The organism is Stackebrandtia soli, assembly GCF_965137155.1.
GTDB classification, from domain to species: domain Bacteria; phylum Actinomycetota; class Actinomycetes; order Mycobacteriales; family Micromonosporaceae; genus Stackebrandtia; species Stackebrandtia soli.
Map to the genome: position 1 here is coordinate 27,389 of NZ_CBCRZX010000011.1, position 15,859 is coordinate 43,247.

The following is a 15,859-nucleotide window of genomic DNA, read 5'->3' on the forward strand; positions in this document are numbered from 1 at the left end:
CGACACCAGACGGTGTCACCGATGTTTGAGCAGACTTCCGTGCGGGCAGGGCTTGGGTTGATCGTCCTCTGTGGGCCACAACGGCCGCAGGAACGGCGGTTTCGCCCGTTCGATCCGAGGGTCCGGCACCGGGACTGCGGCCAACAGCGCCTTCGTGTAGGGGTGCGTCGGGTTGTACAACACCTGCGAAGTCGGTCCGTGCTCGACCATCTGCCCGCCGTACATGACCCCGACCTCGTGCGAGAGGTCGGCCACGACGGCCAGATCGTGCGCCACGAACAGGTAGGAGACGTCCCGCTCCGCCTGAAGCTCGCGAAGCAGTGCCACGATCTCGGCCTGAACGGACACGTCCAACGCCGACACCGGCTCATCCAGCACGATCAAGTTCGGTTCCAGGGCGAGCGCCCTCGCGATGGCGATGCGCTGGCGCTGCCCGCCCGAGAACTCGTGCGGGAACTTCGAGGCGCTCGTCCGTGGCAGCTTCACCTGGTCGAGCAGGTCGAAGACCCGAGTGGCCGGGAAACGTTGCCTCTGGATCTTGGCCGGCTGGCTGAGCAGGTCCGAGACGGTCATCCGCGGATCGAGGGAGGTGTACGGGTCCTGGAACACCACCGAGACGTTGGCGCGGAACATCCGTCCCGAGGCACCGCGCATGGTGGTTACGTCCTTCCCGGCGTACTCCACCGTGCCGGACGTCGCCCGCTCCAAGCCGAGCAGAGTCCGCAGCAGCGTCGTCTTGCCCGAACCGGACTCTCCGACCACACCCAGGGTGCGACCCTGCTCGATCTGGATGCTCACCCCGCACAGCGCGTGGATGACTTCCTGGCCACGGCGGCGAGCGCTGCGGGGAGGGCGGAAGTGCTTCACCAGGTTCGTGGTGCGCAGCAGTGGTTCACTCATGAGTCCTCCTCAAGATCGGCGGCCGCCGACTGAGACGCCGGGGCCAGCGCGAGGCTGGGCGCGAGGGAGAGCAGGGTGCGGGTGTACTCGTGGCTGGGATTGTCGAAAATGGTGTACACGTCCGCGTGCTCGACGACCTGACCGGCGCGCATGACCGCGACCTTGTCCGCGATACCGGCCACAAGGGACAGGTCGTGGGTGATGAACAGCATGGCCGCTCCGGTGCGCTCCCGAGCCAGGGCCAGGGTCGACATCACCTGCGCTTGCACGGTGACGTCCAGGGCCGTGGTGGGTTCGTCGGCGATGATCAGGTCCGGATCGTGCACCATCGCGAGCGCGATCGCGATCCGTTGCCGCATGCCGCCCGAGAGCTGGTGCGGGTAGGAGTCGAGCAGTCGTGCCGGGTCCTTGATCGCCACGCCGTCGAGCAGGTCGATGATCCGCTGGCGGTGATCGCGTGGGAGTGGACCGGCCAGCCGCATCGAGTCCTTGAACTGTGCCGCGATGGTCAGTACCGGGTTCAGCGTGGTCGAGGGATCTTGCAGGATCACCGCGATGCGTCGACCCCGGTAGGCACGCCATTGCTGGAAGTTCAGCCCCGTCAGTTCCTGGCCGTCGAAGCGGACGGACCCGCCGCCGACGGCGCTGGGCGGCAGTAGCCCGACCACGGACAGCGCGGCGACCGACTTTCCGGATCCGGACTCGCCGACCAGGGCCAGCACTTCGCCGTTGCCGATGCTCAGATCGATGCCCTTGACGGCTTGCTGATCCCCGAAGTCCACGGTCAGGTCACGCACGTCCAGCAACCCGCGTTGGATGTCGGTGGGCAGCGCGCCTTGGTCGCGGCGGCGTCGGGCCGCCTGCAACGGGTTCACCAGGGAGGCCTTCGGGTTGACCGAATCACGCAACCCTTCCCCCGCGTAGTTCACGGCGAGCACGATCAGCACGATCAGCAGGCCGGGGAAGTAGAACAGCCAGGGGCGGGTGAGCACGGCCGACTGGGCGTTCGAGACCAGTAGACCAAGGGAGGTGTCCGGCGGCTGCACCCCGAAACCGAGGAAGGACAGACCGGACTCGGCCAGGATCGCCGTACCGAACATCAGGGTGGCGGCCACGATGATGTGATCGGCGACGTTGGGGATCAGGTGCCGCGTCATGATCTGCAGGTTTCCCGCTCCCATGACCCGTGCGGCGTCGACGAACGGCAGTTCCCGAAGGCTGAGCACGATACCGCGCACCAGCCGCGACACTGGAGTCCACATGAGAACACCGAGCACCAGGGCCAGGGCGATCCAGTTGACCCCGCCTGCGGGCACCACGGAGCCGAGGAACGCGGCGATGGCGATGGTGGGCAGGGTCAGGGTCAGGTCCACCAGACGCATCACCGAGGCGTCCACGAACCGGCCGAAGTAGCCGGCGACGACGCCGAGGGTGACGCCGATGAAGCAGGCCACCACGGTGACGCTGGTGGCGATCAACAGGGACTGCTGCAAACCACGCAGCGTCTGGGCGAACAGGTCGCGCCCCAGCGTGTCGGTGCCCATCGGGTGGGCCGCCGACGGCGCTTGGGAAAGGTCCGGGGTGATGTCACCGTGGCCGTAGGGCCACAGCATCGGCACGACGATGGCGATGAGCGCCAGCAGTACGAGCACTCCGAGCCCGGCGACTCCGAGCTTGTGACGGCGGAACCGACGCAGGATGACCCGGCCGCGGCCGTTGCCGCTGACCTTCGGTTCGGCGGCGGAGATGGTGTTAGTTGCCATAACGCACCCTCGGATCCACGATCGCGTACAGCAGGTCGGCGATCAGGTTGAACACGACGACGGCGATCGCGGCGATGAGCAGCCACGCGAGTACCGCATTGCTATCGCGCAGGTTGATCGATTCCAGTAGGAATCCGCCCATCCCGCGCCATTGGAAGACCGTCTCGGTGATCACGGCTCCGGACAGCAGGACCGGAAGATCCAGCGCCACCACGGTGATGATCGGGACCAGCGCGGGGCGGACCACGTAACTGCGGACCACTCGACCCCTGGACAGTCCTTTGAGTACGGCGAATCGTACGTGGTCGCCGGCCAGGGACTCGCTGATCGCGGTCCGCTGATACCGACTCCAGGTCGCGAAGTGCACCAGGGTGAGGACCAGAGTGGGCAACACCAGGTGCGCCGCCGAGTCCAGCATGAACGGCATGAACCCCTGTGGAGGTGGTACCGAGTTCGCTCCGACGGTGGCGAAGACGGAGTCCCCGACCTGTTCGTTGAAGTAGATGCCCCCCTGCTTGAACAGCACCGCCATCCAGAACGAGGGCAGGGCCAGCATGATGAAGGTCATCGGGGTCAGCACCACGTCGGGGAACCGACGCTGGCGCAGACCGGAGATGGTTCCGGCGACCAGAGCCAGCACCAAGGCGATCACGACGGCCACGAGGACGAGCCGCAAGGTCACACCGATGCGGCTGCCGAGTTCGGCGGCGATGTCGCGGGTGGCGATGGTGGACGGTCCCAGGTCGCCCTGGAACAGTCCACCGATCCAGTTCAAGTAGCGCTCGTGCAGTGGCAGGTCCAGGCCGAGGCGTGCTTCCTCGGCCTGGATCACCGCTTCCGGCACAGGAGGTTGCCTGTCACGCAGTTCGGCCAGGGGGTCGCCCGAGACGGCGATCACCACGAAGATGACGATTGAGGCGAGTAGGAGCACGCCCACTGCACTCAGCAGTCTGCGCAGGATCATCCCCGTCATCGAGGCCTCCTATGGGTCAAAGTGTGAAGAGGATGTTGACTAGTTCGCCGGGTGCCCGGCGACACGACGGATCCGGCCCCAGTGCCACCACGGCACCGTGTAAGCGACCTGATCCGACCAACCGAAGAAGTCGGCGCTGCGGGCGAAGTACGTGCCGTACCACAGGAGCGGCACCCACTCGGTGTCCCGAGCCCAGACTTCCTGGAGCCGTCGGTAGTGCGCGCCCCGCTCGGCCAGCGTGGTGACACTGCGCGCTGCCTGGTAGGCGGCGTCGACGTCGGGGTTGTTGTGCCCGGCGAAGTTGCCGTCTCCGTCCGAGGCGTACTTCGGCGAAGTGATCTCCGGGTCCGGTGTGAGCGCTCCACCGACGATGACCAGGTCGAAGGCGTGCTCACGGCCGACCTTGGCCGCCCAGTCCGGGGAGGAGAGGCCCTCGACGGTGGTCGTGATTCCGACGGCCGCCAACTGCTCGGCGATCATCGCGGCCAGCGGCCGGTGCCCGTCGAAGAGTTCCAGGTAGTACAGCGTCAGCGTGCGTCCGGCGAGGTCGTCCGCCACTCCCGCTTCGGCCAGGAGAGCCTTGGCCCGTTCCACATCGTGGTCGGGAGCCTTGGCGTCGGGGTTGAAAGCCCACTCGGTGGAGCCGAGCAGGTAGTGCGGCCAGGCCTGGGAGACACCCGGGTCCGCGAGGGTGGCGATCTCCTCGCGATTGACGGCGTGCGCCAGGGCCTGTCGGACACGAAGGTCCTGCCAGAGCGGGTCGCGGTGGTTGAAGTCCAGCAGAGCCATGCCCGGTCCGGGGTCCTTCATCACCTCGATGTTCGCCGTGGCGCCGTCCAACAGGTGCAGGCGATCCTTGGTGAGGGTGTCCTGCGGGAAGTAGTGCGCCTCGCCCCGGGCGACCATCCGGACGCATTCCTCGCGATCGGGAACGATCTTGAGGATGAGCCGATCGATCTCCGGTTGCGGGCCCCAGTGGTCCTTGACCGCTTCCATGACGATGCGGTCACCGGGGATCCATTCGGCGAACCGGAACGGACCCGAACCGACGGGCTTCAGGTTGTGCGGGTTGGTCGCCCAGTCGGTGCCTTCGAACAGGTGCGCCGGCAGGATGTGGGTGAAGATGAAGTTGCCGAGCAGCACCAGGAAACCGGAGTTCGGTTTGGACAGGTGATAGTCCACAGTGTGCTTGTTGACTTCGACGATCTGCTCCACATCGCGCATGAAGCGGCCACCGGTGTAACCCATTTCCTTGGCGTGGGTGTGGGTGTAGACCACATCGTGCGCGGTGACGGGGACGCCGTCGTGCCAGCGGGCCGCCTGGTTCAGGTGGAACCGCCACCGGCGAGCGCCGTCCAGGCACTCCCAGTGCGTGGCCAGGTCCGGGATCGCGTTGATCTCGTTCCACTCGTTGAGCACCACGCGGTTGAAGATGTTGTTGCACGCCAGGTAGCCGGCGCTACCCGTGGTGTTGCGGTACACATCGTTGAATTCGAGCGCATCGTGCGGGGTGACGACGATGAATTCTTCAGTCACAGAGAATCTTGTCCTTTATCCGATGTTTCGAGACCTGTATCCGGGGTTCGACTACGCGCCGGGTTCGACCAGCAGGCCCCATTGCTCGATGTTCATCGTGGTTCCGTACTTGCTCGGGTTGATGAAGATGTTCCCGTAGGTGTTCGGGTACACGGCCATCATCGGAGTTCCGAACAGCGGCAACACCACACCGTCGCCCAGCAGGACTCGGTCGAGTTCGTTCATCAACTCGATCTGAGCCTTCGGCTCGAGTTCCTCGCCGGCGGCCTTGAACAGGCGGTCGGCATCCTCGTTGGAGTAACCGAAGGAGCGAGGAGCGTCGGTGCCGTACCACTGCTGCATCGACAGCGGACCAAGGTCCAGAGCGGTACCGGTCGCCATGATGTCGAAGTCGCCCTCCCGCAGCGCGGGGCTGTAACGGGCGCCGTCGGCGGCGTCGATGGTGATGGTGATGCCGAGCGGCAGCAGCTGCTGCTGCGCGATCTGCGCGAGTTCCATCCGCAGCACGTCGGTGCCGAGGGTCAGGAAGCTCAGGTCCCGCAGCGGGGTGCCGTCGGGCTGGATCAGCTGCTCGTTGGTGATCTTGTAGCCGGCTTCCTCGAGGATCTTGATGGCGCCGTCGACGTCTCCTCCGCCGATGCCCAGGTCGGACATGTTGTCCTGGTAGGCCTCTTCGCCGGCGATCTTCTGACCGGGGACGTACACCGAGCTCTTCATCTGCGGAACGTCGGACGCGAACTGACCGATGGTGCGATCACGCATGTCACCGAGGTCGAGGGCCGTGGCGATCGCGGTGCGCAGCGCGTCGTCGCTCATGACGTCACCGGTGGTCTTCATGCCCAGGTGGTAGTACGTGAGCGTGGAGCCGGTCTGGATGGTCATGTTCTGCAGCTGCTTGGCCTGGTCCATCGTGTCCACGGTGGGGGTGGAGTAGACCAACTGCACTTCACCGTTCTGCAGGGCGGTGAGCTGTTCACCCTGGCCGGTGATGTACCGGGTGGTGACGGTTTCGAGGTTCGGGCCCTCGCCGTACCACTTCGGGTTGGGCACCATCGTCATCGAGATGCCGTCGGTGTAGTCCTTGATGATGTAGGGGCCACCGGAGAACTCCGGCACGTTCTTCGAGAAGCCCTCGTTGAAGCTGGTGGCCAGGTCGCCGTAGCCATCGGCGATGTGCGCCGGGAGGATGTAGTTGAACAGGGCGCGCCACTCCGAGAACGGCTCGGCGTAGACCATGGTGATGGTCTTGCCGTCGTCACTCGCCTCGATGGAGGAGATGTCGCTGTAGCCCTCGGTGAACGCCGCCAGGCATTCACTGCACTTGGAGGGGTCCTGCACGGCCTGCGTGTAGACGAAGTCGTCAACGCTGATCGGCGTGCCGTCCGACCACTGAACACCGTCCTGGAGCACGTACTCCACGGTCATCGGGTCGGCCTCGACGACTTCGGCCTTCTCCAGCAGGGCTTCGTTGACCACCACGGTGGTGTCGGGGTTGGTCAGGAACGGGTGCGGGTACAACGGCCACTGCTGCTGGCGCTGACCGGTGGTGTCACCGTTGGCGGAAATCGGGTTCCAGTCGGTGATGGGGCTCGTGGCGGCGATGGTGATCTCGCCACCGGGTGCCACGTCCTGGATCTCGGCGCTGTTCTTGGCGTCGTTTTTCGGCGCTTCGGATGTGCAGGCCGCTGTCACGAACAATGCGGCGGCTGCAGCGACCAAGGAGAGACGACGAGTCTTCGTCATTGTTTCCTCCGGAAGGTATGAATCGGCCGGTGCGGCCCAACGCCACATCGCCTGATTGGATGCGACTATAGCTAGACTTATCCCGGTAATAGAGTCATTATGTCCATGGACATATACCCATGAGGAAGGCACGTACTGCGAGCATGGAGACGGAACGCGCGATCCTCACGACCATCAGGCAAGCGGTCACCCTCCGCACCGCCGCGGCGCTCACCAGAGCGGTCGCGGACCTCATCAGCACCGGCGGTATTCCGGCGCAGGCACGGCTGCCCACCATTCGTGCCGTCTCCGACTCCCTGGGCATGAGCCGCTCCGCGGTCGGGCAGGCCTGGCGTCAGTTGCAGACCCAGGGATTGGTGGAGAGCAAGCGCCGTGGCGGCACCACGGTGATCGCTCAACCCACGCCGCCCCATGCGAAGCGGTTCGAGTCGATGATCCGTGCATCCATCGACATGCCGACGGACCTCGGAAATCTCTGGTGCGGAGACATGCCGCCGATCAACCTGGGCGGCGCCTTCGAATACGCCGTGGCTCAGCCGGGCGTCGGGCATCAGTTCGCCCATCAGATCACTCCCGAACTAAAACAGGCGGTCTCGGCAAGCTGGCCGTTCCACACCGATTCCTTTCTCGCGATGCACGGCGCCGTGGACGCCTTGGAAATGTCCCTCGCCGCGCTGGTGCGACCCGGGGATCGGGTCGCGGTCGCGGTCCCGACGATCGCCAGGGTCTTCGACATCCTCGAATCCCTCAGCGCCACCCCGGTGCCCATCCCGTGGCAAGGCGCCGGGCCGGATTTGGAGGACCTGCGTCGGGCCCTGGTCGGCCGACCGGCGGCATTCGTCTACCAGCCCAGCCGCGCTCTGCCCAACGGGAAGTCGGTCACCCCGGAATGGGTCACCACTGCCGCCGAGGTCCTCGCCGGGACTATCCCGATCCTGGAAATGGACCAGACCTGGCCACTCCAAGGTACCCCGAATTCCCTGGGTACCAAGCTGCCTGACCAGGTACTTCACACCCGATCGTTCAACTACGTCTTCGGTGCCGACATGCGCATGGCCGTGGTCGGCGGCAATTCTCGGCTCACCGACGTGCTGTGGAATCGCCTGTCCTACTCCTCCCGGTATGTCTCCCGGATCATGCAGCTCGCGCACGCCTACTTGTTGACCGATCCGGACACGCTGACGATGCTGAAGTCCTGGAACGCCGAAATCCACCGCCGCCACGAGGCCTTCGCCGACGCGCTGCGCCGCCGGGGACACGAGTCGGAGCTCGGGTCTCCGCCGATGATCTGGCTGCCTGTCCCGGACGAGCATTCGGTCTGTACCCGTCTGAGCAACCAGGGCATCGTGGTGCATCCAGGGGCCTTCTTCCAGCCCGGCACGCACTGGGACCAACGCATCAGCATCAACGCCGCGGCGTTCAGCAGCGGTTTCGAAAACCTCGCCGAGGAGATCGCCGTAGCTTGCGACCCTCGTCTGGGCGGCGGCGCCTGAGGACGGGACCGTCGGCCATCCACGGAGACGTGGTCATCGACAGTATGCTGCGTTAGTCCTCATTGGATATGACCGGGACGGCGTCCTGTCGCTCCGAGAGTGGGGCGGCGGGGCAAACGCTCGGCCATCGGCCGATGTTCTGTCGGTTGGCGTCGGCGCCTTGTCGGCCGAATACCCGTGATCGTTTACTGGCAATACCTTGGCAGGAGTGGCGACGTTAGTCAGATGTTAACGTCCACTTCGGATTTCTTTAGTCCATTGACCAGCGAAAACGTTCTGAGGAGGCCGTAGGGCGCCGAACTCGCGTCGATGGATACCGAGGTAAGGGTTGATTCGCTCATTCGTGGCCGCGTCGCTGGCCTCGAACGTCCCGACGGTCGCTACGTGGGGACGATCGACCGGGGCCAGTGTCGCCTACGTGGCGTTCGGTTCGGTGTCGAGGAGTGGGCGGGGTCTCGCGGTTCCATCTCGGGCCGGTTCGGGAATGCGCGCCGAGCAAGGACTCGGGGGGCTTCGTTTCTCGCGGGTAGGGGGCAGCCCGGCTGGGCGGAGTTTCGATCGACACGACTGCATCCAGCGCATCGCGGAAACGAAGGTGGATGAACGGAAGCCGGCCTGGCGGCGGTCCCGCTCGGGCTTGCGTTGCTGCGGTCGCGAAGTTCGCGGATTCACCACGGCCGTGCCTGCTCGGCGATCCGACGGTGTGCTCCGAACGCCGCTTCGACTCGGCCGCCATGTCGGCCGCCGCTGGGTGGAGAACGTCCATGCCCCCGAGTCGCACGGCAGCCATCGCACCGGGCGCGTGGGCGATCGATGGCGGGACGATGGCAGGATTCCAACTCATATGCTGCGCACCCAACTCCATAGGAGATAGTTTCTGAGTCGACTATGGATGAGTCAATGGAAGGCGCGTGAATCCGAAGTCCTTCGGGTGTCGGCCGTTGTTCGGCCGAGTGGGAATTCGTCAGGGTCCCAAGCGGAACCTCTCAAGGTATGGACGTTTGTCGTGGTGAAGCGCTCGTGACCGCCACTGCGCCACTTCGTGGATTCATTGTCGACAGAACGCCGTCGTGTCGGGAGCGAATTCCAATGGTGTCAGGGCACATCACGAATCGTGCGGAGGATTGGAGGCAACAGCCTGTTTGTCCAGTGCCTCGGTCTCCAACCAGGTAGGACTGGGGGAGTGGTCCTCGTCGCCATCGGAATCCTCCCAATCGGTTCTCGAATTCCTCGCCATTGAGGAACTCGGCCAATGCCCGTCCTCCCGTCGACTCGTCAATAGGAGAGCGGGATTCGTGATCATCCGGATGCTCCTTGGGTGCCTGACGAAGCCGATGCACACCGGGCCACGAGTTCTAGCCGCAAACCGATGACGAACGGCACCAGCCCAAGTTCACCGCTGACAATTGACACAGGACCCGAGATCCCCGGATCGTCCGTCCGAGTGAGGCGCCGCACCCGGCGTCCAGGAGAGAACGTCCAGGACGCCACCATGACGAACCGGCGAGCGCCGTTGGTTCCAAACCGGGTCGGCGGTAGCGTTCTGGCATGGCGATCGATCCTCGTGTGCTCGACTGGTTGTTCGACTCGGATCCCGCTCTGCGTTGGCAGGTCGAGCGGGACCTCACGTCCGCCCCGGCCGAGATATGGCAGGCGACTTGCGCCCGGGTGGCGACGGACGGACACGGCGCGGAGCTGCTGTCGAGACAGGACGCGGACGGTCAATGGGCCGGTGGCGCGTACTTCCCTGCGGGATTCTTCGGCAGCCCCGAAGCCGAACAGCCCGGACAACCGTGGACCGCGACCACATGGACGTTGAAAGACCTGCGCGATTGGGGTCGTGACGCCGAGACCCTCGCCGGTACCGCCGAGAAGCTCGCGATGAACAGCCGCTGGGAGTATGACGACCTCCCGTACTGGGGCGGCGAGGTCGACGTCTGCATCAACGCGTGCACGCTCGCGACCGGCGCCTGGCTCGGCGCCGACGTCACCCGGCTCGCCGCGTGGTTCCCCGCGCACCGACTCGCCGACGGCGGTTGGAACTGCGAAGCGGAGGAGGGAAACTCGACGCGCTCGTCATTCCACTCCACCCTCAACGCACTACGCGGGATGCTCGCCTACGAGCGCATCACCGGCGACCCAAGCCTTCGCGAAGCCCGACATGGAGGCGAGGAATACCTACTCGAACGGCGCCTTCTGTACCGAGCGACGACGGGTGAACCTGTCGGCGACTTCGCCACGCGGTTCGTGTATCCCAACCGTCACCGCTACAGCGCGCTCGTCGCGCTCGACCACTTCCGGGATGTCGCACTGCTCGACGGGACGCCACCGGATGCCCGGCTCGCCGACGCGGTCGAGGTCGTGCGTGCCGCTCGACGGCCGGACGGCACCTGGCTCCAAGGCGCTCCCCTCGCGGGAAGGACCTGGTTCGACGTCGACGCTCCCGAAGGCGAACCGTCGAAGTGGCTCACCTTGATCGGAACGCGCGTCCTGGATTGGTGGACGGCTTCGCGCTGACAGCTCGACCAAGGGTCCTGGTTCGTCGGTCCGCGCTCGGGTTGGGTCGTCCCCGCGCAGCGTGGGTCGAGCCAGCGGGCACCGGTATCACGGCATTCCGGTGTTTGCCCGGTGCCGGTACGCTCACCGCGACTGCGTCGGAGGTTGCGGGAATGAATGCTTGGACCGAACCGCTGCGCGAACTCGCGGCGCTGACGGGGATGCGGGCGAACGCGGGCGAGCCCGTCGAATGGGAGACGGTCGCGAGCGAGTTCGGCTTCGTCCCACCGGACGACTACCGCGCACTCATCGACCGACACGGGTCCGGCGCCTTCGGCTGTTACTTCGATGTCCACGGACCGGACGACCACCTCTATCCGCTCGAGCGCGACCTCTGGAACGAGTACTTCAAGGACGAGTGGGAGGCCGAACCCGAACACGCGCCGAAACGGGCGGGCGCGCGGAACGCGACAGTCGTCCGCTGGGGCGGGACCGAGGATGCCCACGTCCTGGTCTGGTTGGTCGAGCCCGGCAGGCCCTCACGCGAATGGCTCATCGGCCTGCAGGGACACGATGGGCCCGAGTGCGAGTACTTTGAGATGAGCACAGTGGAGTTTCTGTTGGCGTTCGTCAAGGGCGAACTGAGGAGCAAGCTGCTGCACCCGTTCGACAGTGTCGAGGATGCCGCCTATCTCCAGTGGTCGGCGATCAGATCTCGTCAGGTGTGAGCCTCCCAAGGGGCCGATGCGATGGACCTCCAAGGGTCATCCTGTAATCGGTGAAGGCTCGCGGAGCCTGCCACATCGGTCTGGCCGACGCATCCAGAGTGGATCAAACCGTCCGATCATTTGTCGTGCAAGCGGTTGGACAGATCCGCGTCGATTGAGAGAGCGTGACCGAAGCACTCGGGTCACTCGCAGGGTCGTCTAGCCCTTGCTCGCCATGGAGGACTTCCCTCGGGTCGAGTGGACCGAGGGAAGTCCTCCCGCGAGTATCCGCAATGGAGTCGGTTCGTCAGGTCAGCCTGCGTCGTGGTCCGCGCACGACGTCGAAAGCCTCCCACCACCGTCATGTTCGTATCCGAATCGTAGAGTCATCGATCGACGATGATCTCTCCAGCGTTGGTCCACAGTGTTGATTTGCTCTCGGGCGAGGCCTCGGCGCACGGCCCGAGGTCGGTGGTCGCCGCCGCCTCACCGAGAACGGTTGGCGGGGTGTGGACTTGGACGATGGCGGCTTCCGTGTGCCTCTCGGCGAGGTTCGAGATCGGGCGAGCGTAAACCACAACGGACGTGTTAGCTGTGGGAGTTGGCTTGCCTCGCGCGAAGGCCGTGGATCCTTCCCGTCGAACTGGTTGCGTTCGGCCGTCGGCGGGCACGCGGAGCATTCGACCCGCCTCACCGCGGGGAGTTCCCGCCGAGGGTGGCACGGACAGGGCACCCCCAATCCTCGCCGCACCCGCGATCCTGCCGTTAGCGTGAAACGGAGCACGAAGAAGAGGCGACGTGAGGATCGAGCCCACGATCGGTGGGGGCTCGGGTCGGCGGCGAGCTGTTCGATCATCCGGTCGCGAGAGCTCGCCGAGGGACTTTGAACAGGTGGAGAAGGCCGCGCGTCTGGCGCGGCCACTCGACGGCGCCCCGGGCGCGGATGCCCCACCTCCGGAGAGATCGGACAGTACGCTCCGACGCAAGGGCTCGTCTGGTACTACGGGCGGGGCAGGTGGCCGGGTCCGGCCAGGCGCGGTTCGGCTCGACCCAAGCTTCGGAAGACCTGCCCGGCGGCTGAACCATCGCGGCCCAATCGACGAAGGAGGTCATCGCGTGTCGATGACCGTCACCATGGAGAGGGGAAGTCATGACGACGATCGCGATAATCGGTGCCGGCCAGGGCCTGGGTGCGGCCGTGGCTCGCAGGTTCGGACGCGAGGGGTTCCCCGTCGCGCTCATCGCACGCACGCGTGAGAAACTCGCACGCCTGAGTGACGACCTTCGGTCACAAGGGATCAACGCGCGCGGGTACGTCGCCGACGTCCAGGACAGGACGTCCCTCATCAGGGCATTGGAATCGGCGGCCGACGAACTAGGATCGATCGAGGTACTTCAATACAGTCCCGTTCCTCGGAAGGAGTTCATGCACCCCGTCCTGGAGACGACCGTTGACGAGCTCTCCTCCGCGATCGAGTTCTCCGTCCTCGGCCCCGTTACGGCGGTCCAACAGGTGCTTCCCGGCATGGTGGAACACGGACGCGGCACGATCCTGTTCGTCAACGGGTCCAGCGCCGCGACTCCCAACGGCGACGTCGCGGGGACGTCGATCGCGTTCGCGGGGGAATCGGCGTACGGGTCCATGCTGCACGAGGCACTCGCGCCCCGCGACATCCACGTAGGTCAACTCATCATCCCCGGCGCGATCGGCGGCGGCGATCCGCTTTACGCCCCCGACTCCCTGGCTGATCGACTGTGGACCATCCACACCGATCGCGGGCCGTTTCGCGTCACCGTCGGCATCTCCGACCAGTGAACACGAAGGACGAAGGTTTCATGACGAGAATCCGATGGTCTGGCCGACTTGCCGCAGTCGTGATCACTCTGGTCGCGGCGACATCGTGCACGAGCGGTCCAGGGGGCGAGCCGTCGCCCGAGGAGAGCGCTCCGGCGTCGTCGCTCGGAACGGTCGACGTCGTCACCGACGGCCTCGACGCGCCGTGGTCGCTCGCGTTCCACGGCGAGACGCCGTTGCTCAGCGAACGCGACACCGCCCGCGTCCTCGAACTCGATGACGACGGGAACGCACGCGAGCTGGGAGTCATCGACGCGGCCGCTCCGATGGGGGAGGGCGGGCTGCTCGGAATCGCCGTCCACGACGACCACCTGTACGTGTACCTCACGGCGACCGGCGAGAACCGGATCGAACGGTACGCGCTCGACGGTGAGGCGGGCTCGTTGACGCTCGGGCGCCCCGAGACCATCCTCGACGGCATCCCCGCCGCCAGTTATCACAACGGCGGTCGGATCGCCTTTGGGCCGGACGGAATGCTGTACGCCACGACCGGTGACGCAGGCGACCCGGACGAAGCCCAGAACCGAGACGCGCTCGCGGGCAAGATCCTGCGGATGACGCCGGACGGTCGCGTACCCGAAGACAACCCCTTCCCCGGCTCACTCGTCTACAGCTATGGGCACCGCAACGCACAGGGCATCGCCTGGGCTGACGACGGCACCCTGTACGCCAGCGAGTTCGGGCAGAACACCTGGGATGAGCTCAACGTCATCGAGCCCGGCGGCAACTACGGCTGGCCCGAGGTCGAGGGCATCGCGGGTGAGGACGGGTTCACCGATCCCGTGCAACAGTGGACTACGGACGAGGCGAGTCCCAGTGGCATGACGATCATCGGCGACTCCATCTACATCGCGAACCTGCGGGGCGAACGACTCCGAGAGATCCCGTTGTCCGATCCGTCGACATCGACCGGGATCCTCATGGGGGAGTACGGGAGGCTGCGAGACGTGGCCGCCGCCCCCGATGGGTCGCTGTGGGTCCTGACCAATAACACCGACGGGCGCGGCGATCCCGGCCCGGACGACGACCGCGTACTTCGGTTCGACCTCGACGAGTGATCCATTCCCGATATCGTCCATTATGTAAGAAGAACTGTCGACCCGCCTCGGCGGCGCGCGTCGGTTCGCGGTCGATGTCCGGCGCGAGAACGGCTGGTCGAGGCTCGGTCCGGGCCCGGTGCTGATGTGGCCGAGAGCGTCTCGGCGTCGGGCACGCGTCCGTCTCGCCACTCCCAGTCCACGCGCCGAACGCGGCCGACTATCGGCCGCGTTCAGCGCGAGCGCGTGTCACGCATCGGGCGATCCTCTTATATCCAATAAGGATCATCTAATGTCGACACGTCGCGTGGTCCTGTCAACCGATCCCGCCGAAGACCTCCGCGTTCTCGTGGACCCACTCGGCGTATGCGCGGGCGGGTCTCCCGGTGACCTCTCGCACCGTCGGCTGCGGCGTGTGACCGGCCTCAGGGGTGTTCGTACGCATCATGACGAAGAACTCGATGTCCTCTTCGGAATATCCCTGTTCGCGCCATTGGGCGACCACCTCGTCCTGTGTCTGCTCCACGAGCCGGATGTCGCGCCGCAGAACCTCGGACAGAACGGCCACCTTTTGTCGGACGTCGAGAGCCTCAGGCCCGGTCAGCCAGTAGGTCCGTCCGGAGTGGCCGGTTCCGGTCAGCACGGCCGCCGCGACCGCGGCGATGTCGGCGTCGTGAATCATCGCGCTCTTGGACTCCACGAAGGGTTCCCGGACCTCCCCGTTCTCCCGGATGCCGTCGGCCCATTCCAAGGTGTTCGACATGAACTCGACCGGTGCCAGGAAGGTGTGCTCAATGCTCTCCGCAGCCTCGATCGCCTGGTCGAGCCCGGTCTTGTCGAGGTCGCCCTTGAGGATCGTGACCTTGCGGACTCCGGCCGCCGTCGCCAACGCGGCGATGTCGCCGCCGTTGTCGAGCGGCGCGTAGTCATCTCCGAAACTGATGAGGTGCGCGGCACTGACGCCGTCGAAGGCGTCCTTCAACGACGCGGTGTCGGAGAGGTTGCCCTTGAACAGTTCGACTCCTTCGGGCAGGCTCGCGGTGGTGGGATTTCGGGTCAGCGCCCGGACACGGTGCCCCGCTCGCAGCAGTTGTTCGACCAGGGGACGACCGACGTTGCCCGTTGCTCCGGAAATCAGGATGGTCATGGAATTCCTTTCGCCTCAATAGGTGCCGGAACGGTACCGAGGAAAGCGGACACTTCATGTCCGCTTTCGGCGAGACTTCGGAACTCGTTTTCGTGAGGGTCGATACGGTCGCCCATCGGTCTCTGATCCACCCGAGCGAACGCCGAGTCCCGCCGTGGCGGTCACAGGTCGGAGTAGTGCGTCGGTGTGGCGAGGTGTGAACGAGCATC

General features: G+C 65.6%; 12 protein-coding genes. 5 read left to right on the plus strand and 7 right to left on the minus strand.

Going from position 1 to position 15,859, the window contains the following annotated elements; all coding sequences use genetic code 11:
• Positions 1 to 15 precede the first annotated feature (15 nt).
• The 5 genes from ACM9NP_RS09170 to ACM9NP_RS09190 are packed head-to-tail and all read right to left on the minus strand — an operon-like array spanning position 16 to position 6,915.
• Positions 16 to 900 (minus strand): ATP-binding cassette domain-containing protein, encoded by an 885-nt coding sequence (locus ACM9NP_RS09170; RefSeq protein WP_415646204.1) that lies wholly within the window; start codon positions 898 to 900, stop codon positions 16 to 18.
• Positions 897 to 2,663, minus strand: a complete 1,767-nt coding sequence (locus ACM9NP_RS09175; RefSeq protein WP_415646205.1) for a dipeptide/oligopeptide/nickel ABC transporter permease/ATP-binding protein — start codon at positions 2,661 to 2,663, stop codon at positions 897 to 899. The genes ACM9NP_RS09170 and ACM9NP_RS09175 overlap by 4 nt, the downstream gene beginning before the upstream one ends.
• The gene (locus tag ACM9NP_RS09180) at positions 2,653 to 3,636 is read right to left on the minus strand and encodes an ABC transporter permease (protein ID WP_415646206.1); all 984 of its coding nucleotides are present in this window, start codon (positions 3,634 to 3,636) and stop codon (positions 2,653 to 2,655) included. Before ACM9NP_RS09180 ends, ACM9NP_RS09175 begins: the two co-directional genes overlap by 11 nt.
• Before the next feature lie 39 nt (positions 3,637 to 3,675).
• The gene (locus ACM9NP_RS09185; protein ID WP_415646207.1) at positions 3,676 to 5,172 is read right to left on the minus strand and encodes an ABC transporter substrate-binding protein; all 1,497 of its coding nucleotides are present in this window, start codon (positions 5,170 to 5,172) and stop codon (positions 3,676 to 3,678) included.
• A 51-nt stretch (positions 5,173 to 5,223) separates the two neighbouring features.
• On the minus strand, positions 5,224 to 6,915 hold the full coding sequence (locus tag ACM9NP_RS09190; protein ID WP_415646208.1) for an ABC transporter family substrate-binding protein: 1,692 nt from the start codon (positions 6,913 to 6,915) through the stop codon (positions 5,224 to 5,226).
• A gap of 119 nt (positions 6,916 to 7,034) precedes the next feature.
• On the opposite strand from ACM9NP_RS09190, the gene ACM9NP_RS09195 reads away from it, so the two are divergent.
• The 3 genes from ACM9NP_RS09195 to ACM9NP_RS09205 all read left to right on the plus strand — a co-directional run bounded on the left by ACM9NP_RS09195 (position 7,035) and on the right by ACM9NP_RS09205 (position 11,632).
• Positions 7,035 to 8,408 (plus strand): GntR family transcriptional regulator, encoded by a 1,374-nt coding sequence (locus ACM9NP_RS09195; RefSeq protein WP_415646209.1) that lies wholly within the window; start codon positions 7,035 to 7,037, stop codon positions 8,406 to 8,408.
• Positions 8,409 to 9,956: 1,548 nt separating this feature from the next.
• Positions 9,957 to 10,925: a squalene cyclase gene (locus tag ACM9NP_RS09200; RefSeq protein WP_415646210.1), complete on the plus strand. Its 969-nt coding sequence runs from the start codon at positions 9,957 to 9,959 to the stop codon at positions 10,923 to 10,925.
• Between the two features lie 152 nt (positions 10,926 to 11,077).
• Positions 11,078 to 11,632 (plus strand): hypothetical protein, encoded by a 555-nt coding sequence (locus ACM9NP_RS09205; protein ID WP_415646211.1) that lies wholly within the window; start codon positions 11,078 to 11,080, stop codon positions 11,630 to 11,632.
• 365 nt (positions 11,633 to 11,997) lie between these two features.
• Here the strand turns inward: ACM9NP_RS09205 and ACM9NP_RS09210 are convergent, their stop codons facing one another.
• Complete coding sequence (locus ACM9NP_RS09210) at positions 11,998 to 12,189, minus strand: hypothetical protein (protein WP_415646212.1); 192 nt, start codon at positions 12,187 to 12,189, stop codon at positions 11,998 to 12,000.
• A gap of 572 nt (positions 12,190 to 12,761) precedes the next feature.
• Between ACM9NP_RS09210 and ACM9NP_RS09215 the strand changes: the two genes are divergently transcribed.
• The gene (locus ACM9NP_RS09215; RefSeq protein ID WP_415646213.1) at positions 12,762 to 13,427 is read left to right on the plus strand and encodes an SDR family NAD(P)-dependent oxidoreductase; all 666 of its coding nucleotides are present in this window, start codon (positions 12,762 to 12,764) and stop codon (positions 13,425 to 13,427) included.
• Positions 13,428 to 13,447: 20 nt separating this feature from the next.
• Positions 13,448 to 14,524, plus strand: coding sequence for a PQQ-dependent sugar dehydrogenase (locus tag ACM9NP_RS09220; RefSeq protein ID WP_415646214.1), 1,077 nt, complete (start codon positions 13,448 to 13,450; stop codon positions 14,522 to 14,524).
• A gap of 295 nt (positions 14,525 to 14,819) precedes the next feature.
• On the opposite strand, the gene ACM9NP_RS09225 is transcribed toward ACM9NP_RS09220, so the two are convergent.
• Complete coding sequence (locus ACM9NP_RS09225; RefSeq protein WP_415646215.1) at positions 14,820 to 15,650, minus strand: NmrA family NAD(P)-binding protein; 831 nt, start codon at positions 15,648 to 15,650, stop codon at positions 14,820 to 14,822.
• Positions 15,651 to 15,859 lie beyond the last annotated feature (209 nt).

Bases quoted from the DNA above. Each gene is read 5' to 3' on its own strand.
- ACM9NP_RS09180 (WP_415646206.1), bottom strand. From the start codon at position 3,636: ATGACGGGGATGATCCTGCGCAGACTGCTGAGTGCAGTGGGCGTGCTC.
- ACM9NP_RS09170 (WP_415646204.1), bottom strand. From the start codon at position 900: ATGAGTGAACCACTGCTGCGCACCACGAACCTGGTGAAGCACTTCCGC.
- ACM9NP_RS09205 (WP_415646211.1), top strand. From the start codon at position 11,078: ATGAATGCTTGGACCGAACCGCTGCGCGAACTCGCGGCGCTGACGGGG.
- ACM9NP_RS09225 (WP_415646215.1), bottom strand. From the start codon at position 15,650: ATGACCATCCTGATTTCCGGAGCAACGGGCAACGTCGGTCGTCCCCTG.
- ACM9NP_RS09215 (WP_415646213.1), top strand. From the start codon at position 12,762: ATGACGACGATCGCGATAATCGGTGCCGGCCAGGGCCTGGGTGCGGCC.
- ACM9NP_RS09175 (WP_415646205.1), bottom strand. From the start codon at position 2,663: ATGGCAACTAACACCATCTCCGCCGCCGAACCGAAGGTCAGCGGCAAC.
- ACM9NP_RS09220 (WP_415646214.1), top strand. From the start codon at position 13,448: ATGACGAGAATCCGATGGTCTGGCCGACTTGCCGCAGTCGTGATCACT.
- ACM9NP_RS09200 (WP_415646210.1), top strand. From the start codon at position 9,957: ATGGCGATCGATCCTCGTGTGCTCGACTGGTTGTTCGACTCGGATCCC.
- ACM9NP_RS09190 (WP_415646208.1), bottom strand. From the start codon at position 6,915: ATGACGAAGACTCGTCGTCTCTCCTTGGTCGCTGCAGCCGCCGCATTG.
- ACM9NP_RS09195 (WP_415646209.1), top strand. From the start codon at position 7,035: ATGAGGAAGGCACGTACTGCGAGCATGGAGACGGAACGCGCGATCCTC.